We start from the raw sequence: 18772 nt of genomic DNA, 5'->3' as shown, positions 1-18772 counted from the left end.
GACAGTCGAAAGCGCTGAACGCACGCGAATGCAGCACAAGCGGGACACAGCTTCGTTTTTCGGCACCGCGCGCCGCCGCGGGCTGCTGGCATCGCTGCCCTTGTCGGTCGCCCTGCTCGCCGCACAGCCACAGTCAGCGGCGCATGCGCAAGCGGCACCATCAACGCAACAATCCGCGCCGCCGGCACAGCAGGCCGCAACCGCGGAGACATCGCCCGACGCCATCAAGCAGCGCGAGCAGGAGCTCGAAGCCGCACGCGAGCAGCAGCGCAAGGCGACCGAGTTGCAGGAGAAGCTGAAGGCCGACATCGCCGCGATGGGCCAGGACCGCAGCAAGCTCAATCAGCAGCTGATCGACATTGCCGGCCAGGTACGCGGCGTCGAGACAAGGATCGCGGATGCCGAGGCACGCTTGCTGCCGCTCGATGGCCGCGAGCGCGAGATCCGCAGCTCGCTCGATTCACGCCGCTCCGAAGTGATCGAGGTGCTGGCCGCGCTGCAGCGCGCCGGGCGGCGGACCCCGCCAGCGCTGCTGGTGCGGCCAGAGGACGCGCTGCAATCGCTGCGCACCGCGATGCTGCTCGGCGCCGTGGTGCCGGAGTTGCGCGTCCGCGCAGAAAAGCTTGCGGCCGATCTCGGCGAGCTGGTCGCGCTGCGCAAGACCATCTCGACCGAGCGCGATGCCATGGCGGCTGATCGTGACAAGCTGAGGGAAGACCAGACTCGCCTTGCGGCGCTGGTCGACGAGCGGCAGCGGCAGCAGAGCACGGCCGAGAAGGACATGGAGGCCGAAGGCGCCCGCGCCATTGGGCTGTCCAAGCAGGCCGCCGACCTGCAGAGCCTGATCGCCAAGATGGAGCAGGACCTCAAGAGCGCGGCCAAGGCAGCCGCCACGGCCAGCCTCCAGGGGGCCCCGGCGACGGTTAACGGCAAGCCGAATCTGGGCGCCTTGAAGGACCCGGCCCGCATGAGCCCGGCGGTCGCCTTCGCCTCGGCCAAAGGCCTGTTCTCCTATCCCGTAAACGGCACCAAGATTCGCGAATTTGGCGGTTCCGACGGCGCGGGGGGCGTACAAAAAGGCATTTCTTTGGCAGCCAAGCCGGGCGCCCAGGTCACAACCCCGTGTGACGGCTGGGTTGTTTACGCTGGTCCTTTCCGCAGCTATGGACAACTCTTGATCCTCAATGCCGGGGGCGGGTATCATGTCCTGATCGCCGGGATGGAGCGAATTTCGGTAAACATCGGCCAGTTTGTACTTACGGGGGAGCCGGTCGCGACCATGGGGTCGACATCCCAGGTCGCATCCATTCTCGCGACCAATGCGAGCCAGCCAGTGCTTTATGTCGAGTTCCGGAAAGACGGCACTCCAATCGATCCAGGTCCATGGTGGGCCGCAAATGAAGGCGAAAAGGTTCGCGGATGATGCGCAAGACTTCGGTAATTCTCCTTAGCGCCGCCACCGGCGCGGCCCTGACGCTTTTCGTCACGCAGCCCCGCGCTGTGCTGATGGGATCGAGCGCGCGCGCCGCGACGTCGGACACCTACCGCCAGCTCAATTTGTTCGGCGACGTGTTCGAGCGCGTGCGCAGCGACTATGTCGAGAAGCCCGATGACAGCAAGCTGGTCGAATCCGCAATCTCCGGCATGCTGTCCGGCCTCGACCCGCACTCGAGCTACATGGACGCCAAGAGCTTCCGCGACATGCAGGTGCAGACCCGCGGCGAGTTCGGCGGCCTCGGCATCGAGGTCACGATGGAAGACGGCCTGATCAAGGTTGTTTCGCCGATCGACGACACCCCGGCCTCGAAGGCCGGCATCATGGCCAACGACATCATCACCAACCTCGACGACGAGGCCGTGCAGGGCCTGACGCTGAACCAGGCCGTCGAGAAGATGCGCGGTCCGGTCAACACCAAGATCAAGCTCAAGATCATCCGCAAGGGCCAGGACAATCCGATCGACGTCACGCTGGTGCGCGACAACATCCGCGTCCGCTCGGTGCGCGCGCGGGTGGAGGCCGACGACATCGCCTACATCCGCATCACCACGTTCAACGAGCAGACCACCGAAGGCCTGAAGAAGGAGGTCGCTAACCTGCAGGGCCAGATCGGCGACAAGCTGAAGGGCTACATCATCGACCTCCGCAACAACCCCGGCGGCCTGCTTGAAGAAGCGGTCACGGTGTCCGACTCCTTCCTGGAGCGTGGCGAGATCGTCTCGACCCGCGGACGCAATGCCGAGGAAACCCAGCGCCGCGCCGCCCATCCGGGCGACCTGACCAAGGGCAAGCCGGTCATCGTGCTGATCAACGGCGGCTCGGCGTCCGCTTCCGAAATCGTCGCCGGCGCGCTGCAGGACCACAAGCGTGCGACGCTGGTCGGCACCCGTTCGTTCGGCAAGGGTTCGGTGCAGACCATCATCCCGCTCGGCTCGGGCAACGGCGCGCTGCGCCTGACTACCGCGCGCTATTACACGCCGTCGGGCAAGTCGATCCAGGCCAAGGGTATCGTGCCCGATATCGAGGTGCTGCAGGACGTGCCGGAAGAGCTGAAGGCGCGCACCGACACCAAGGGCGAGGCCTCGCTGCGCGGCCATCTGAAGAACGATGGCGACGAGAAGACCGGCTCGCAGTCCTACGTCCCGCCGGACGCCAAGGACGACAAGGCGCTGAAGATGGCCGACGACCTGCTGCACGGCATCAAGTCGACCTCGAACGCCACGCCGGCACCGGCCACCCCGTCCGGTGACAAGGCGCCCGGCGACAAGGCCGCCGTCGACAAGCCGGCCAACAAGTCCGCGAACTAAATCCAATCCAATCGATTCGGCGAAAAGGGCGGCCCTCGGGCCGCCCTTTCTGTTTTCGGATGTCCACCCGTAACCGTGCTTTGACGGGGCGGCCGGTGCGCGGGAATGCACCGCATCGTGCTATCGTTCGCGCTGTTGATTCGGGGAGGGGCATGGCAGAAGCGGCCGACGAACTGAGCACGCCGCTTGGGCAGAACACCCTGGGCAGGACGCGCCGTTTCCGCCTGCCATTCACGGCGATGCAGGCGCTCGCCGTGCTGCTGGGTCTCGTGCTGGTCGGCTTCGCCGGCGTCGCGCTGTTCAACGACAACCCGCTCGGCGGCGAGCCGATGGCCCGCGTCACACTGCGTAATCCCCCGCCCGCAGCCACCGACGACAAGCATGCCCCTGCCGGCCAGACGGCCGAGCCGGCGGTCAAATCCGTCGCCAAGGCGCCGGCCGCAGCCAGCGACGCCAAAACCGTCACCATCATCGACGGCTCCAGCGGCAAGCGCCAGGACGTCGTGATCGGCGCCGGCGATCCCGCTGAGAAGGCGGATGGCGATTCGCCACCGGTCGCGATGACCGGGATCGACCCGCGCCTCCTGGAAAAATCGCGCTACGGCATGATCCCGGCAGTTGCCGATGGCCTGAAGCCGTTCACCGTCTATGCGGCCGAGGCCGACCGCACCAAGGCCGCCCGGATGCCGGTGGTCGCCATCGTCGTCGCCGGCCTCGGCGTCGGCGCCGCCAAGACCACCGACGCCATCATGAAGCTGCCGCCGGCCGTGACGCTGGCCTTCACGCCCTATGGCGCCGACCCCGGCAAGCTTGCGGAACGCGCCCGGACGCAGCGCCACGAGATCCTGCTGCAGATCCCGATGGAGCCGTTCGACTATCCCGACAACGATCCGGGCCCGCAGACGCTGCTGACCACATTGAGCAGCGAGCAGAATCTCGACCGCCTCTACTGGCACCTCAGCCGCCTGCAGGGCTATGCCGGGATCGCCAACTTCATGGGTGCCCGGTTCGTCGCGACCGATCCCGTGATGCAGCCCATCGTGCGCGAGGCGGCCAAGCGCGGCCTGAGCTTTTTCGACGACGGTTCCACCCCGCGCAGCGTCGCGCAGACGCTCTCGGCGGGCCAGTCACTACCGTTCGCCAAGGCCGATTTCGCCATCGACGCGGTGCCGACGTCGGCGGAAATCGACCGTGCGTTGGTCAAGCTGGAAACCATCGCCAAGGAACGCGGCGCCGCCGTGGGTGTCGCCTCGGCGCTGCCGGTCTCGATCGAGCGGCTCGGCGCCTGGCTCAAGACCCTGGACTCCAAGGGCATTATGCTTGTGCCATTGACAACGGCGATGCTGAAATCAAAATCGGGCTAGAGATCAATCTGTTGGTGCAGTCCGAGACCTTGCCGGGGGGCCGGGTCCGGCGGCACCGGGAACTGCGAGGTAGCGGCAGCATGGCACGTTATGAAGACCTGCCCTATCGAACCTGCGTCGGCATCATGCTGCTGAATGCAGCCGGACTGGTCTTCATCGGCCGCCGTGCGGGCGGCATCGAGCATGTCGACGATGCGCATGTCTGGCAGATGCCGCAAGGCGGCGTCGATCCCGGCGAGGATACGTTTCAGGCCGCGCGGCGCGAGCTCTACGAAGAAACCAGCATCAAGTCGGTGGAGAAGCTCGGCGAGGTCTCGGACTGGCTGATCTACGATATCCCGCGCACCGTCGCCGGCCGGGCCTGGAAGGGACGCTATCGCGGCCAGCGGCAGAAATGGTTCGCGTTGCGCTTCACCGGCGACGAGAACGAGATCAACGTCGCCAACCCCGGCGGCGGCCACAAGGCCGAATTCATCACCTGGCGCTGGGAGCCGATGAAGAATCTGCCGGAGCTGATTGTGCCGTTCAAGCGCCCGGTCTATGAGCGCGTCGTGAAGGAATTCGCCGGTCTGGCGGCCAAATAGACCCACGACGCACACGTATCGAGATGTCATCAGATAAGCCCTATCGCCCCAATGTGGGCATCGCGCTGTTCAACGGCGACGGACGCGTGCTGATCGGTCACCGGATCAAGGACGACGGTCCGGAGATCGTGCTGCCCGGCCTCGAATGGCAGATGCCGCAGGGCGGCATCGATGCGGGCGAGGATCCGCGGCAGGCCGTGATGCGCGAATTGTGGGAAGAGACCGGAGCGGTCAGCGCCGACTATCTCGGCGAGACCGACTGGATGACCTACGAATTCCCTGCCTATGACGGACCGACATCGCACCGGCTGGCCAAATTCCGCGGCCAGCGCCAGAAATGGTTTGCGCTGCGCTTCACCGGACGCGACGAGGAGATCGACCCGTTGACGCCACGCAACGGCCAGCCGGCCGAGTTCGATCAATGGCGCTGGGAGCGCCTCGACCGCGTCGCCGATCTCGTGGTGCCGTTCCGCCGCGACGTCTATCGCACGGTCGCGACCCGGTTCGCGGAATTCGCCGGCTGATCTGGAGCATGATCCGGAAAAGTGTGTAGCGGTTTTCCGAAAAGAGCATGCTCAAATTAAAGAGCCAGGGCGGGATGACGATTCGAAGAAACGTCATCCCGATCTGGCGGCGGAACGCGCCGCGCATCGCCCGGCGTCATCCCGTAGGCCGCGCGGAAGACGCGATAGAAAGTCGCGATGCTGTCGAAGCCGCACGCAAACGCGACCTCGTCGATGCCGCGCTCCTGCGCAGCGTAGAGAAGCCGCCTCGCCTCCTGCAACCTCGTCGCCGTCAGTGTCCGCGCGAACGACAGGCCGGTCGGCTCGAACAGCGCATGCAATTGCCGCAGCGAAATGCCGAGCTCGGTGGCGACCGCGGCCGGCGTGAGCGCGGCGCGATGCAGATCGCGCAGCAGGATTTCGTGCGCGGCATGGAGATAGCCCGCATGCAGCGCGGCGCGGATTTCATCCTGGCGCGGCCGCAAGCGCCCGCGCGCGAGCAGCGCCAGGCGCACCATATGCGTGACCTCGCCGGCAAACTGCCCGGCTTGCGCCGGATCGCGTGTCATGGAGCGGAACATGGCGCCGACAAGGCGCGTCAGGCCCGCATCACGCGCCAGCATGACCGGCGGGACGTCCTCGATCCGCGCACCAAGCACGAAGTCGCTGGTGACGGGAATCTTGAGGCTGAAGAAGTGGAAGCCATCCGTCCGGTCGGGCGTTGACGCAAACGGAAGATTGGAGTGGCCGAACACCAGATCCCCGTTGCCCACCCACTGAACGCGGTCGCGGCCGATATTCATGTGGCCTGGGCCGCGCACCTGCCAGGCGAGATGCAGGCTGTTGCTCGGGACGCGGGCGATGTCGGACGAGGTCCGGCTGACGCGGTAGGAGGACGCCGACATTTCCGCCAGCATGGCATCGCCGACCGGCGTCGCGGAAAAGCGCCCGCGGAAATCGGGCCGCCTGTCGCGATCGAGCTCGATGGTGACCCCGAACAGGCTTTTGCCGCGCACGTCGCACCAATGCTCAAATCGGTCTTGCGGGCGGAGAGCCTCGGTGGAGAAAGTCAGCACAGCATCGTGTCCGTTATGTCGGTGGTAAAATCGCGATGCGACCAGGTCGATTCGTCATCGCGCCGCAGCTTGTCACCTGTGCACGATCCACGCTGTAAGCTGCTTCACATTCTCCGGATCGCGCTTTAGTTCGGGCCGACCGTGAACGGACCGATCGCGATGACATGACAATCGCTGTCGCGCCTGGCGCAGTCAGCGAGCGCAGCATTGACGGCGCTTTGCTCGTTCTCCGCCTTCAATCCCAATCCCGGCCGACCTTGCGTGCCGACTGCGACCGCATTCCAGCCTGCCGTCGCGTCGGCAAGCCTCCGTGCGACATCGCTGCGCTCGCCCGGCGTGATGACCGAGCTGTCCGCCGCCTTGAAGAAGCCGGTCACGCGCACCGTGGCCGGAACCGGCACCACGAAGACGTCGTCGACCGCGACGATCGTGCAGGGCACGCCCGCGACCGCGCCGCAGGCCTGCAGGTTGCGCCGCGCCGATTCCTCCAGCGAATCGATGCCCGCGTTGAAGAAGTAGTGACCGCCCGGACCGAGCGCGATGGTTCGTGTCTTGCGCCCCGGCACAAACAGACTGTCGAGCCTGGCCCTGGCCGCCTCGCGCAGCAGCGGAACGTCCTTGGTAGCGTACGGCTTCTCGACCAGCGCATCGCGCTTGACCCATGGCAGAGGCGGCACCGGCGGCAGGCCATGGGCATACACGACCGTATTGCCGACGGCGTACAGTTCGCATTTGCGCGGTGAGCCCGCATTGTCGGCGCGCTTCTGGCACTGCTCGAGGGCTGACGTCTTCGCCGCGTCCTCGCTCGGCTGCGCCACGCTCGATCCCACGAAGCCGTTGATGTTGAGGGCAATCGCCTTGAAATCGTTCGCGGGCGCATATTCGGTCGCGAGCACATTTCGGGTGCGGTCGCTGACGAACGGAATGATGTCGGTGGCGAGCTTGTCACCTGATGCGATCGAAGGCGGCGGTGGGGATGCCGGCGCGACCAGCGTCGGCGCGGGCTTCGCAGACGGCGCCGGTGCGACCAACGGTGCGGGTGAAGCTGATACCAGGGGCGCGGATGCCGGAACGGAACTGGCCACGACTGCAGGCTTATTCGCCGAAGTTTCCAGCTTGGTGTAGGCGAGGAAGCCGCCGACGCCGATCGCAGCCAACAGCACCAGGGTAATACCAGCGGGCCACATCCATGCCGGCGCGCCCGGCGGTGGGACCTTGATCGGCTTCTTGACCTGCGGCGTCGCGTAGCTGCCGTCCTCGCGCCGCATCGCCACCATGTAGGCGTGCACGGGGGTCGGGATGTTCTTCACTTCCTGCGCGCCGATATCGGCGAATTGCACCGACAGCTTGTTGGCGACCTGCTCATGCACGGCGCGCGACACGCAGATGCCGCCGACCTCGGCGAGGCCCTCGAGCCTTGCTGCGATATTGACGCCATCACCAAGCAGATCGCCGTCGCGCTCGACCACGTCGCCGATGGTGATGCCGATCCGGAACGACATCTGCCGGCTCGGCGGATAGGCCATGTTGCGCGTGCGCAGGCTTTCCTGGATGTCGATCGCGCAACGCACGGCTTCGACGGCGCTGGGAAATTCCGCAAGCACCGCGTCGCCCGCGGTGTTGAAGATGCGGCCACCGCCCTTTGCAATGAAGTCGTCGGTGACCTGCCGATAGGAGGCGAGCCGCCGCAGCGTCTCTTCCTCATCCTCGGCAACCAATCGACTATAGCCTGCAATATCGGCCGCAAAGATCGCTGCGATCTTGCGCTTCATGAGTGCCAGCCCCGGAACCCAGAAAATATGCCGAGAGAATGCCGCCAGACGCTCGCAGGCGCAACAAGCATTCAGCGCCCGCAAGGTGCGGCGGGCGTTGAATCGTTCAAGCCTCTGCAGGCGATGACTGGAAAGGTGTGAGCGATTTCAGAAAGGGAGCCGGCTCACTCGACGCAAAGGCGCGATCGCTGGTCAGCAACCGCGCCCTAGTGCATAGCCGTTGCGTTGAGCTCGTGCTGGATGCTCTTGAAGTGATCGAGCCGCTCGATCGCGTGGTCGAGCTCGGAGCCCTCGTGCTCCGCGAGCTTTTCCTGCATCTCGGCGATGGTCTCGGCAAACTTCGCACGATCGAGATCCGCAATCGCGGTCGCGACGTCGGCGAGCACGGTGAGCCCCTTGTCCGACACCTCGGCAAGGCCGCCGAGCACGATCACCTTCTCACGCTTGCCGGCGGTCGTGATCGTCAGGATACCCGGACGAACCGTGGCGACGACCGGAGCGTGTCCGGCGAGCACACCGAAATCACCCTCCACACCGGGAACGTCAACCTGATCGACCTCGCCGGAGAAGGCGAGCTTTTCGGGAGAGACGAGATCGAAGTGGAAGGTGGCCATGGTCTTTCCGTTCTTTGCGCTGTCACCCGCGGGCTCGGCCCGCGGGTCCATCAGTCAAATGCTTCTGGTGCGATGGATCGCCGGATCAGGTCCGGCGATGACGACATCCCAAAGCTTATGCCGCTTCGGCGGCGAGCTTCTTGCCCTTCTCGACGGCTTCTTCGATGGTGCCGACCATGTAGAACGCCGCTTCCGGCAGATGGTCGTACTTGCCTTCGCAGAGATCGCGGAAGCCCTTGATGGTGTCGGCGAGGTCGACGAACTTGCCCGGCGAACCGGTGAAGATTTCGGCGACGTGGAACGGCTGCGACAGGAAGCGCTCGACCTTGCGGGCGCGGGCGACCGTCAGCTTGTCCTCTTCCGACAGTTCGTCCATGCCGAGAATGGCGATGATGTCCTGCAGCGACTTGTAGCGCTGAAGGATCTGCTGGACGAGACGCGCGGTGTTGTAGTGCTCTTCACCGACGACCAGCGCCGAGAGCATGCGCGAGGTCGAGTCGAGCGGGTCCACCGCCGGATAGATGCCCTTTTCCGAGATCGCGCGCGACAGCACCGTGGTGGCGTCCAAGTGCGCGAACGAGGTGGCGGGCGCCGGGTCGGTCAAGTCGTCGGCCGGCACGTAGATCGCCTGCACCGAGGTGATCGAGCCCTTCTGGGTGGTGGTGATGCGCTCCTGCAGCGCGCCCATGTCGGTCGCGAGCGTCGGCTGATAACCCACGGCCGAAGGAATACGGCCGAGCAGCGCCGACACTTCCGAACCCGCCTGGGTGAAGCGGAAGATGTTGTCGACGAAGAACAGCACGTCCTGCCCCTGGTCGCGGAAGTGCTCGGCAACCGTCAGGCCGGTCAGACCGACGCGGGCGCGGGCGCCCGGCGGTTCGTTCATCTGGCCGAACACCAGCGCGCACTTCGACTTCACGCTCGGATCCGGATTGTGCGGATCGGCGTTGACCTTGGATTCGATGAACTCGTGATAGAGGTCGTTGCCCTCACGGGTACGCTCGCCGACGCCGGCGAACACCGAGTAACCACCGTGCGCCTTCGCGACGTTGTTGATCAGCTCCTGAATCAGCACGGTCTTGCCGACGCCGGCGCCGCCGAACAGGCCGATCTTGCCGCCCTTCGCGTACGGAGCAAGAAGGTCGACGACCTTGATGCCGGTGACGAGGATTTCGGCTTCGGTCGACTGATCGGTATAGCTCGGCGCTTCCTGGTGGATGGCGCGCAGGCCTTCGGACTTGATCGGACCGGCTTCGTCGATCGGCTCGCCGATGACGTTGATGATGCGGCCGAGCGTGCCTTCGCCGACCGGCACCCGGATCGGTTCGCCGGTGTCGGTCACTTCCTGGCCGCGCACCAGACCTTCGGTGATATCCATCGCAATGGTGCGGACGGTCGATTCACCGAGATGCTGCGCGACTTCGAGCACCAGGCGGTTACCGCCGTTCTTGGTCTCGAGCGCATTCAGAATCGCCGGAAGATGGCCTTCGAACTGCACGTCGACCACGGCGCCCGTGACCTGGGTAACGCGACCGATCTGGTTGGCTGCTGTAGCCATGGACTGTTCTCCTTCGAAAATCTGCCTTAGACCGCCTCAGCGCCGGAGATGATCTCGATCAGCTCCTTCGTGATCTGGGCCTGACGGGTTCGGTTGTAAATCAGGGTTTGCTTGCGAATCATCTCGCCGGCATTGCGGGTCGCGCTGTCCATCGCGCTCATCTGCGCGCCATAGAACGAGGCGTTGTTCTCAAGCAGTGCGCGGAAGACCTGCACCGCGAGGTTGCGCGGCAGCAGGCTGCCGAGAATCTCGTCTTCTTCGGGCTCGTACTCGTACGAGGTCGCGGGCGCCGCATTGGCCGCGGGCGCAGCGACCTCGAGCGGGATGATCTGCTGCGCGGTCGGAATCTGCGCGATCACCGACTGGAAGCGCGAATAGAACAGCGTGCAGACATCGAATTCGCCGGCCTCGAACCGTGCCAGCACCTTGTTGGCGATGTCCTCGGCGTTGACGAAACCGATCTGCCGCACCGAGCGCAGGTCGAGATGCTCGACGATCCGCTTCTCGAACGTCCGCCGCAGCTGCTCGTAGCCCTTGCGGCCGACGCAGAAGAATTTGACTTCCTTGCCCTGCGCGAGCAGCGCGTTCGCCCGCTCGCGCGCCAGGCGCACGATGGCGGAGTTGAAAGCGCCGGACAGGCCGCGCTCGCCGGTGCAGACCAGAAGCAGGTGGACCTGGTCGTTGCCGGTGCCCGCGAGCAGCGCCGGCGCGCCGGGCGAGCCATTGGCTGCGGCAGCGATGTTGGAAATCACCGCGTCCATCTTGGTGGCATAGGGCCGCGCCGCTTCGGCGGCGTTCTGCGCGCGGCGCAGCTTGGAGGCTGCGACCATCTGCATGGCCTTGGTGATCTTCTGCGTCGCCTTGGTCGAGGCGATGCGGACCCGCATGTCTTTTAGTGACGCCATTCTTCGTTCACCCCGGCGATCCGACCACAATGGTCAGATCGCAAGCCTCTGTTCGTCACGCCCGGCAGCGAGCCGGGCGACGCCCCATTCGTTATGCAAACGTCTTGGCGAAGCCGTCGACCGCCGCCTTCAGCTTGGCGGCGCTGTCGTCGGACAGATCGCGGCTGTCGCGAATCGCGTTCAGGATTTCGACGTGCTTGCCGCGCAGCAGCGACAACAAGCCATCCTCGAAAGCCTTCACCTTGTTGAGCGGAAGCGCATCGAGATAGCCGTTGGTGCCGGCCCAGATCACGCAGACCTGCTCTTCCATCTTCAGCGGCGAGAACTGCGGCTGCTTCAAGAGCTCGGTCAGGCGCGAACCGCGGTTGAGCAGGCGCTGGGTCGAGGCATCGAGGTCGGAGCCGAACTGCGCGAACGCCGCCATTTCGCGGTACTGCGCGAGCTCGCCCTTGATCTTGCCGGCGACCTTCTTGGTCGCCTTGGTCTGCGCCGACGAACCGACGCGCGACACCGACAGACCGACGTTCACAGCGGGACGGATGCCCTGGAAGAACAGGTCGGTTTCCAGGAAGATCTGACCGTCGGTGATCGAAATCACGTTGGTCGGGATGTAGGCCGACACGTCGTTGGCCTGGGTTTCGATGACCGGCAGCGCCGTCAGCGAGCCCAAACCATGCTCCTTGTTGAGCTTGGCGGCGCGCTCGAGCAGGCGGGAATGCAGGTAGAATACGTCGCCCGGATAGGCTTCGCGGCCCGGCGGACGGCGCAGCAGCAGCGACATCTGGCGGTAGGCGACGGCCTGCTTGGACAGATCGTCATAGATGATCACGGCGTGCATGCCGTTGTCGCGGAAGTACTCGCCCATGGTGCAGGCGGTGAACGGCGCGATGTACTGCATCGGCGCCGGATCGGACGCGGTGGCCGCGACGATGATCGAGTATTCCAGCGCGCCCTGCTCTTCGAGCACCTTGACGAACTGCGCGACGGTGGAGCGCTTCTGGCCGATCGCGACGTAGACGCAATACAGCTTGAGGTTCTCGTCCGGCTGGGCGTTCAACGGCTTCTGGTTCAGGATGGTGTCGAGCGCGATCGCGGTCTTGCCGGTCTGACGGTCACCGATGATCAGCTCGCGCTGGCCGCGGCCGATCGGGATCAGCGCATCGATCGCCTTCAGGCCGGTGGCCATCGGCTCGTTCACCGACTTGCGCGGAATGATGCCGGGCGCCTTGACGTCGACGCGCTTGCGTTCGGTGGCCTGGATCGGGCCCTTGCCGTCGATCGGGTTACCCAGCGCGTCGACGACGCGGCCGAGCAGGCCCTTGCCGACCGGCGCGTCCACGATGGCGCGGGTGCGCTTGACGGTCTGGCCTTCCTTGATCTCGCGGTCGGCGCCGAAAATCACGATACCGACGTTGTCGGTTTCGAGGTTGAGCGCCATGCCGCGCGTGCCGTTCTCGAACTCGACCATTTCACCGGCCTGGACGTTGTCGAGACCGTAGACGCGGGCGATACCGTCACCGACCGACAGCACCTGGCCAACTTCGGTGACCTCGGCTTCCTGGCCGAAATTCTTGATCTGGTCCTTGAGGATCGCAGAAATTTCTGCGGCGCGGATGTCCATCAGCCTGCCTCTTTCATCGCGTTCTTGATCGAATTGAGTTTGGTGCGAAGCGAACTATCCACCATGCGGCTGCCGAGCTTGACCACCAGGCCACCAATAATGGAGGGATCGACCTTCACGTTGAGCGCGACGTCCTTGCCCGTCACTGACTTCAGTGCGGTCTTCAGGGCGTCGAGATTCTTGTCACTGAGCTGCTCGGCGACGGTGACTTCCGCAGTCGCCTCGCCCTTGAACTTCGCCACCAGCGCGCGATAGGCGCGGATCACATCGGCAATTGCGAACAGCCGGCGATTGGCGGTGAGCACCTTGAGGAATTTGGCCGACGTGCCGGAGATACCGGCCTTGTCGAGCACCACGGTCAGCGCCTTCAGCTGGGCATCCGCGGAAAACACCGGGCTGCGCACGAGGCGCTTGAGATCGGCGCTCTCGTTGAGCATGGCCTCGAACTTGTCGAGGTCGGCCCTGACTTGATCGACGGATTGCTCGTCGCGTGCCAACTCGAACAGGGCCGTTGCGTAACGACCGGACACTCCCGAAACGGACGGATCTTCAGCAGCCACGAGCTCGCTCTTTTTTGCTGTCAAATTCGCAAGGGAAAAACCGTCGCCACCAAAGCAGCGCCTAGCGATCCAAGCCCTTGGAATTCAAGCGGGACTTCGATTTTCGACCGGCACAGGACGTGCCGGGATCGTTAAAATCGCGGCTTTGCTAACATAGCCATCGCGCAGGTGCAACATGACGGCATCGTGAGAGCCGCCTTGTCGCACGTGGTTTTCGGCGATCGTGGCCGGCGACCGAATCATGAAATTCGGCGCGCGGAAATTCAGCGCGACGGGCACCGATTCGCACCGTCGCGATTTTGTTCCATCGAAATTTGCATGGGCCTATGGCCGAGCGCGCAAGGAACCCGACGCGCGCCATCGTTTCATTTGGCGATTACTTACTTAAAACTTACCGCCGCCCGGTTAATCAGTATTGGTCCGTATTACTTTGGTTAAAAATCAGTTAACGAGCAAGGTTACGGAACCTGGCTTGAATACCCCAAAGCGGTAACAAGATATTTCAGCACGAGACAATCGGGATTTACTGCCCAATTCGTGCCTCATTGCGAAACCAAACGGCCTTGGTCAACGAAGGGACGGGGGTTCCACTTGCTGCGTTAGCGGCAATACTGTCTGAGGGTCTTATCAATGCTGAATATCAAGAAGGCGACACTGGGCAATGTCACCCGGTCGCGTACGGCGCTTGCGTTTGTCGCCGCAACTATCCTGGTCGGGGGCAGCGTGACCGAGGCGTCCGCGAAGTCCAGGCATCATCGTCACCACCATCATCACGCTCGCGCCGAAGGCTCGTCCTGGCGCGACGCCAATGCATCGATCCAGCCGTCCGGCGGCCACGCGTTCTCGGGGATGGCCTCGTTCTACGGCAATGAGTCGGGCAGCCGCACCGCTTCCGGCCAGCGCTTCAACCAGAACGCCATGACCGCAGCCCACCGCTCGCTGCCGTTCGGCACCAAGGTCCGCGTCACCCATGGCGGCCGCAGCGTCGTCGTCACCATCAACGATCGTGGCCCGTTCATCCGCGGCCGCGTGCTCGACCTCTCCACCGGCGCAGCCCGCGCCATCGGCCTGACCGGTGCCGGCGTCGGCCGCGTCACTGCCGAGGTCGTTTCCTAAGCTCTTCAGTAAGCGTTGCGTTGCGTAACGGCCGCGAGGCCTGCCTCGCGCCAAAAGGCCTGCCGTCGCGAATGACGGCAGGCTTTTTCTTTGCCCCCTCTCGTCATTCCGGGGCGGAGCGAAGCGACGAGCCCGGAATCCATAACCACGATCGTGAGTATGGATTCCGGGCCCGCGCCAAGGGGCGCGTCCCGGAATGACAGGTGTGGAAATTACAAGAAACTCTGCGGATCGACGTCGACCTCGAGCTTCAGATTGCCCTTGGTCTTCGGACCGGCCTCCAGCCATTCGCGCAGATATTGCGACAGGTCGACATTGCGCAGCGACTTCACCAGCAGGCGGAACCGGTAACGACCCTTGATGACCGCAAGCGGCGCCTCGGCGGGGCCGAGCACCTGGATCCGCTCATCGAGCGGCGCCAATGCGGCGAGCTTGCGTGCAAACCCTTCCGCCGTCGGACGGTCTCCGGCGGAGATGATGAGGCTCGCCAGCCGGCCGAACGGCGGGTAGCCGGTGCGCTCCCGGATGTCGATCTCGCTGGCGTAGAACGCCTCGCGGTCGTTGGCGATCAACGCCTTGATGACGGGGTGTTCCGGCTGGTGGGTCTGCAGATAGCCGACGCCGCGGCCCTGCTCGCGGCCGGCACGGCCGACCACCTGGTTCAACAGCTGGAACGTGCGCTCGGACGCGCGCGGATCGCCGTTGCTCAGCCCGAGATCGGCGTCGATGACGCCAACCAGATTGAGCCGCGGGAAGTTGTGCCCCTTCGCCACCAGCTGCGTGCCGATGATGATGTCGACGCGGCCCTCCGCGATCTCGTTGAGCTCGCTGCGCATGGTCTCGATCGAGGTGATGAGATCGCTCGACAGCACCATGGTGCGTGCCTTGGGGAAGATACTCGCGGCTTCTTCCTGTAGACGCTCGACGCCGGGACCGACCGCGACCAGCGATTCCTCGGCCGCGCAATGCGGGCAGATGTTCGGGCGCGGCATCGAGAAACCGCAGTGATGACAGACCAGCCGCTGGCGGAAGCGATGGTCGACCAGCCACGCGTCGCAGATCGTGCAGGCGAAGCGATGGCCGCAGGCGCGGCATAATGTCAACGGCGCATAGCCGCGCCGATTGAGGAACAGCAGCGCCTGCTCGCGGCGCTCGATCGCATGGCGAATCTGCTCGGCCAGCACAGGCGAGATGAAGCGCCCGCGCGGCGGCGGCGCGCGACGCATGTCGATCGCCTCGATGTGCGGCATGTGCTGGCCGCCGAAGCGCGACGGCAGCGCCACCCGCTGGTAACGCCCCTTGCGCGCATTGACCTCGCTCTCGACCGACGGCGTGGCCGATGCCAGCACGATCGGGATCTTTGCGATATGGGCGCGGACCACCGCCATGTCGCGCGCGTGATAATGCGCGCCGTCGTCCTGCTTGTAGGCCTGGTCGTGTTCCTCATCGACGATGATGAGACCGAGATCGGCATAGGGCAGGAACAGCGCCGAGCGGGCGCCGACCACGACCGGCGCCTTGCCTTCGGAGATCGCGGCCCAGTTTCGCGCCCGCGTGCGCGGCGTCAGCTCCGAATGCCATTCCAGCGGCCGCACGCCGAAGCGCTGCGCGAAACGGTCGAGGAACTGGCCGGTCAGCGCGATCTCCGGCATCAGGATCAGGGTCTGCTTGCCGCGGCGGATATTCTCGGCGATCGCCTCGAAATAGACCTCGGTCTTGCCGGAACCGGTGACACCGTCGAGCAACGCGACATGAAAGCTGCCGCTCGCCGCCAGCGTCCGCATCACGTCGACCGCGCTGCGCTGCTCGCGCGAGAAATCCGGCTGCGCATAGGAGGGATCCGGAACGGGCGGCGCGGCCGGCGGCGGCATCGCCTCGACCGTCAGCGTGCCCTCGTCGACCAGGCCGTCGATCACGCCGGAACTGACGCCGGCCTCCCGCGCCGCCTCCGACTTGCCGTGCAGCAAGCCGTCCGACAGCACCTCGATCACCCTGCGGCGTGCCGGGGTCAGACGCCGCGGCGGCTCGCCGACCAGCCGCACCCCGAGCCGCATCCGCTCCGGCCCGAGGTTCTCGCCCATCCGCAGCGTCATCCGCAGCACCATGCCGCGCGCCGACAGCGTGTAGTTGGAGACCCAGTCGACCAGCTGGCGCAGCTCCGCTCTGAGCGGCGGAACATCGAGCTTCTCGCTGACGTCCTTGAGCCGGTTGTGCAGCCGCGGATCGGGCCTGGCATTCTCGGCCCACACCACGGCCACGACCTCGCGCGGCCCGAGCGGAACAGAGATCACGTCGCCGGGCGCAAGCTCCATGCCGCGCGGCACACGGTAGGAATAGGTCTGGTTCAGCGCGACAGGCACCAGCACGTCGACGACCCCCGTCGTCGATGCAGAGGCTGGGCTGGGGCGCGCGGTGTGGTCCATTGAATCAGAGCTTTGGAATCAGAGCTTTGAGCCGGGCTAGCACCGCTGCGCTCTCTTAGCGAACGGTAAACGAAGGCAGTGCGATATAATCAGGAGATTAGCAGCGCCAATAGCCCTTTACAGATGGCCCGGACCGATCAGCCCATGCAACCGCTCGAGTTCGACTGCGCCGACACATCAGTGACGCAGGAAATGACGCGCTGGCTGTCGCATCTGCGCGCCGAGCGGCGGCTGTCGCCGAAGACGCTCGAGGCCTACGCCCGCGACGTACGGCAATGCCTGGCCTTCCTGGCCGAACACTGGGGCGCGCGCGTGACGCTTGCGGCCTTTTCCGCGCTCGAGGCGAGCGATGTGCGCGCCTTCATGGCGATGCGCCGCGCGGACGAGATCGGCGGGCGATCGCTGATGCGGGCGCTGGCAGGCCTGCGCTCGTTCGGACGCTTCCTGGAACGCGAAGGCAAGGGCAAGGTCGGCGCACTCTCGGCGATCCGCGCGCCCAAGGTGGCGAAGAGCCTGCCGAAGCCGATCCATATGGAAGCCGCGAAGCGCTTTGCCGACGCCGACGAGCGCGCGGATGAGGACCGCGAGACCTGGATCCTGGTGCGTGACGCCGCAGTCATGGCCCTGCTCTATGGTTCGGGCCTGCGTATCTCCGAGGCGCTGGGGCTGAAGCGGCGCGACGTGCCGAAGCCCGGCGAAGGCGATGTGCTGGTCGTCACCGGCAAGGGCAACAAGACCCGCATGGTGCCGGTGCTGCAGAACGTGCTGCAATTGATCGCGGACTATGCGGCGATCTGTCCGCATCAGCTCGGCCCGACCGGACCGATGTTCGTCGGTGCGCGCGGTGGCCCACTCAGCCCGCGCATCATCCAGCTCACCATGGAGCGGCTGCGCGGCGCGCTCGGCCTGCCCGACAGCGCAACGCCGCATGCGTTGCGGCACTCCTTCGCCACCCATCTGCTCAGCCGCGGCGGCGATTTGCGCGCGATCCAGGAATTGCTCGGCCACGCATCGCTGTCGACCACACAGATCTATACCGGCATCGACAGTGAGCGCCTGCTGGAAGTCTATCGCTCCGCGCACCCGCGCGGCTGAGCACCCGGACCTGGGTTCAAAATACGGCGCGGGGCCGGCATCAATGCGCCGTTCATCTTGCGCCGTTCATATTCATACGGCTGCCACAAATCGCTCGGCACTTGCCTTGTGCGCCGCATTCAGCAATCGTGGCGCGGTCTCATCCGGAGGGGGAATCATGAGCGCACAAGAAAGTATGGAGCACGCGGAGCATGCCGAGCATGCGTCGAGCGAAAACAAGAAGATCGCCCTCCTGATCGCCGTGATCGCGCTCTGCCTGGCGCTTTCGGAAACGCTCGGCAAGGGCGCCCAGACCGAATCGATCAGCAAGAACGTCGAAGCCTCCAACCTCTGGGCCTTCTTCCAGGCCAAGAGCATCCGCCGCACCGCGGTGCAGACCGCAGCCGAACAGGGCAAGCTGAACCTCGCGACCACCACCGACGAGGCGGCCAAGGCCGCGCTGCAGAAGCAGATCGACGACTGGCAGAAGACCGCGGCACGCTACCGCTCGGAGCCGGAGACGGGCGAAGGTTCAGAGCAACTCTCCGAACGCGCCAAGCACTCCGAGCACGAGCGCGACGAGGCCACCGCGAAATATCATCACTTCGAGCTTGCCTCCGCCGCCTTCCAGATCGCCATCGTGCTGGCGTCCGCGACCATCATCACCGGCATCGCCGCACTGGCCTGGGTGTCCGGCCTCGTGACACTCGCCGGCGTCGTGATGACGCTGCTCGGCCTGCTCCAGCCGCACCTTTTGCATCTGCATTGAGGGGGCTGGCTGGCACCAACTATCCCCG

The 18772-nt window shown here is 65.2% G+C and carries 16 protein-coding genes; 8 read left to right on the top strand and 8 right to left on the bottom strand.

The genetic code is table 11. The annotated features are described in order from the left end of the window. Nucleotides 1-28: 28 nt before the first annotated feature. The 5 genes from H8A95_RS10350 to H8A95_RS10330 all read left to right on the top strand — a co-directional run bounded on the left by H8A95_RS10350 (nt 29) and on the right by H8A95_RS10330 (nt 5277). The gene (locus H8A95_RS10350; RefSeq protein WP_229183081.1) at nt 29-1423 is read left to right on the top strand and encodes a murein hydrolase activator EnvC family protein; all 1395 of its coding nucleotides are present in this window, start codon (nt 29-31) and stop codon (nt 1421-1423) included. After that, a complete protein-coding gene (locus tag H8A95_RS10345) occupies nt 1420-2805 on the top strand; it encodes a S41 family peptidase (protein WP_229183080.1) in 1386 nt (461 codons plus the stop codon). The genes H8A95_RS10350 and H8A95_RS10345 overlap by 4 nt, the downstream gene beginning before the upstream one ends. 152 nt (nt 2806-2957) lie before the next feature. Then, nucleotides 2958-4169, top strand: coding sequence for a divergent polysaccharide deacetylase family protein (locus tag H8A95_RS10340; protein WP_229183079.1), 1212 nt, complete (start codon nt 2958-2960; stop codon nt 4167-4169). Nucleotides 4170-4249: 80 nt separating this feature from the next. Further along, the gene (locus H8A95_RS10335; protein ID WP_229183078.1) at nt 4250-4753 is read left to right on the top strand and encodes an RNA pyrophosphohydrolase; all 504 of its coding nucleotides are present in this window, start codon (nt 4250-4252) and stop codon (nt 4751-4753) included. Nucleotides 4754-4776: 23 nt separating this feature from the next. Then, nucleotides 4777-5277, top strand: a complete 501-nt coding sequence (locus H8A95_RS10330; protein WP_229183077.1) for an RNA pyrophosphohydrolase — start codon at nt 4777-4779, stop codon at nt 5275-5277. Nucleotides 5278-5333: 56 nt separating this feature from the next. On the opposite strand, the gene H8A95_RS10325 is transcribed toward H8A95_RS10330, so the two are convergent. The 7 genes from H8A95_RS10325 to H8A95_RS10295 form a co-directional block, all read right to left on the bottom strand. Continuing rightward, complete coding sequence (locus H8A95_RS10325; RefSeq protein ID WP_229183076.1) at nt 5334-6332, bottom strand: helix-turn-helix transcriptional regulator; 999 nt, start codon at nt 6330-6332, stop codon at nt 5334-5336. Between the two features lie 125 nt (nt 6333-6457). Beyond that, on the bottom strand, nt 6458-8104 hold the full coding sequence (locus tag H8A95_RS10320) for an adenylate/guanylate cyclase domain-containing protein (RefSeq protein ID WP_229183075.1): 1647 nt from the start codon (nt 8102-8104) through the stop codon (nt 6458-6460). A 206-nt stretch (nt 8105-8310) separates the two neighbouring features. Continuing rightward, a complete protein-coding gene (locus tag H8A95_RS10315; protein WP_229183074.1) occupies nt 8311-8718 on the bottom strand; it encodes a F0F1 ATP synthase subunit epsilon in 408 nt (135 codons plus the stop codon). A 115-nt stretch (nt 8719-8833) separates the two neighbouring features. Then, nucleotides 8834-10276 carry a F0F1 ATP synthase subunit beta gene (gene atpD / locus H8A95_RS10310; protein WP_229183073.1) on the bottom strand — a complete coding sequence of 481 codons (1443 nt, stop codon included), beginning with the start codon at nt 10274-10276 and terminating at the stop codon, nt 8834-8836. A gap of 26 nt (nt 10277-10302) precedes the next feature. Beyond that, a complete protein-coding gene (locus tag H8A95_RS10305) occupies nt 10303-11181 on the bottom strand; it encodes a F0F1 ATP synthase subunit gamma (RefSeq protein WP_229183072.1) in 879 nt (292 codons plus the stop codon). A 91-nt stretch (nt 11182-11272) separates the two neighbouring features. Continuing rightward, the gene (atpA, locus tag H8A95_RS10300; RefSeq protein ID WP_229183071.1) at nt 11273-12802 is read right to left on the bottom strand and encodes a F0F1 ATP synthase subunit alpha; all 1530 of its coding nucleotides are present in this window, start codon (nt 12800-12802) and stop codon (nt 11273-11275) included. Continuing rightward, the gene (locus H8A95_RS10295) at nt 12802-13362 is read right to left on the bottom strand and encodes a F0F1 ATP synthase subunit delta (RefSeq protein WP_229183070.1); all 561 of its coding nucleotides are present in this window, start codon (nt 13360-13362) and stop codon (nt 12802-12804) included. The genes atpA and H8A95_RS10295 overlap by 1 nt, the downstream gene beginning before the upstream one ends. 630 nt (nt 13363-13992) lie before the next feature. Here H8A95_RS10295 and H8A95_RS10290 point away from each other — a divergent pair. Continuing rightward, entirely contained in the window at nt 13993-14478 is a 486-nt protein-coding gene (locus tag H8A95_RS10290; protein WP_229183069.1) for a septal ring lytic transglycosylase RlpA family protein, read from the top strand. A gap of 212 nt (nt 14479-14690) precedes the next feature. On the opposite strand, the gene H8A95_RS10285 is transcribed toward H8A95_RS10290, so the two are convergent. Next, complete coding sequence (locus H8A95_RS10285; protein ID WP_229183068.1) at nt 14691-16901, bottom strand: primosomal protein N'; 2211 nt, start codon at nt 16899-16901, stop codon at nt 14691-14693. A gap of 144 nt (nt 16902-17045) precedes the next feature. Between H8A95_RS10285 and H8A95_RS10280 the strand changes: the two genes are divergently transcribed. Further along, a complete protein-coding gene (locus tag H8A95_RS10280; protein ID WP_229183067.1) occupies nt 17046-17996 on the top strand; it encodes a tyrosine recombinase XerC in 951 nt (316 codons plus the stop codon). Nucleotides 17997-18153: 157 nt separating this feature from the next. Next, nucleotides 18154-18744, top strand: a complete 591-nt coding sequence (locus tag H8A95_RS10275; RefSeq protein ID WP_229183066.1) for a DUF4337 domain-containing protein — start codon at nt 18154-18156, stop codon at nt 18742-18744. The last annotated feature ends 28 nt before the right edge of the window (nt 18745-18772 follow it).

Source organism: Bradyrhizobium oropedii (assembly GCF_020889685.1).
Taxonomy (GTDB): Bacteria; Pseudomonadota; Alphaproteobacteria; order Rhizobiales; family Xanthobacteraceae; genus Bradyrhizobium; species Bradyrhizobium oropedii.
Note: the sequence above shows the minus strand (reverse complement) of the source record. Positions and strands in the feature narration are given on the sequence as shown.

What these genes read in the sequence shown, in the direction of transcription:
- H8A95_RS10350 (WP_229183081.1), top strand. Translation starts at nt 29, where the DNA reads ATGCAGCACAAGCGGGACACAGCTTCGTTTTTCGGCACCGCGCGCCGC.
- H8A95_RS10345 (WP_229183080.1), top strand. Translation starts at nt 1,420, where the DNA reads ATGATGCGCAAGACTTCGGTAATTCTCCTTAGCGCCGCCACCGGCGCG.
- H8A95_RS10340 (WP_229183079.1), top strand. Translation starts at nt 2,958, where the DNA reads ATGGCAGAAGCGGCCGACGAACTGAGCACGCCGCTTGGGCAGAACACC.
- H8A95_RS10335 (WP_229183078.1), top strand. Translation starts at nt 4,250, where the DNA reads ATGGCACGTTATGAAGACCTGCCCTATCGAACCTGCGTCGGCATCATG.
- H8A95_RS10330 (WP_229183077.1), top strand. Translation starts at nt 4,777, where the DNA reads ATGTCATCAGATAAGCCCTATCGCCCCAATGTGGGCATCGCGCTGTTC.
- H8A95_RS10320 (WP_229183075.1), bottom strand. Translation starts at nt 8,104, where the DNA reads ATGAAGCGCAAGATCGCAGCGATCTTTGCGGCCGATATTGCAGGCTAT.
- H8A95_RS10315 (WP_229183074.1), bottom strand. Translation starts at nt 8,718, where the DNA reads ATGGCCACCTTCCACTTCGATCTCGTCTCTCCCGAAAAGCTCGCCTTC.
- atpD (WP_229183073.1), bottom strand. Translation starts at nt 10,276, where the DNA reads ATGGCTACAGCAGCCAACCAGATCGGTCGCGTTACCCAGGTCACGGGC.
- H8A95_RS10305 (WP_229183072.1), bottom strand. Translation starts at nt 11,181, where the DNA reads ATGGCGTCACTAAAAGACATGCGGGTCCGCATCGCCTCGACCAAGGCG.
- atpA (WP_229183071.1), bottom strand. Translation starts at nt 12,802, where the DNA reads ATGGACATCCGCGCCGCAGAAATTTCTGCGATCCTCAAGGACCAGATC.
- H8A95_RS10290 (WP_229183069.1), top strand. Translation starts at nt 13,993, where the DNA reads ATGCTGAATATCAAGAAGGCGACACTGGGCAATGTCACCCGGTCGCGT.
- H8A95_RS10285 (WP_229183068.1), bottom strand. Translation starts at nt 16,901, where the DNA reads ATGGACCACACCGCGCGCCCCAGCCCAGCCTCTGCATCGACGACGGGG.
- H8A95_RS10280 (WP_229183067.1), top strand. Translation starts at nt 17,046, where the DNA reads ATGCAACCGCTCGAGTTCGACTGCGCCGACACATCAGTGACGCAGGAA.
- H8A95_RS10275 (WP_229183066.1), top strand. Translation starts at nt 18,154, where the DNA reads ATGAGCGCACAAGAAAGTATGGAGCACGCGGAGCATGCCGAGCATGCG.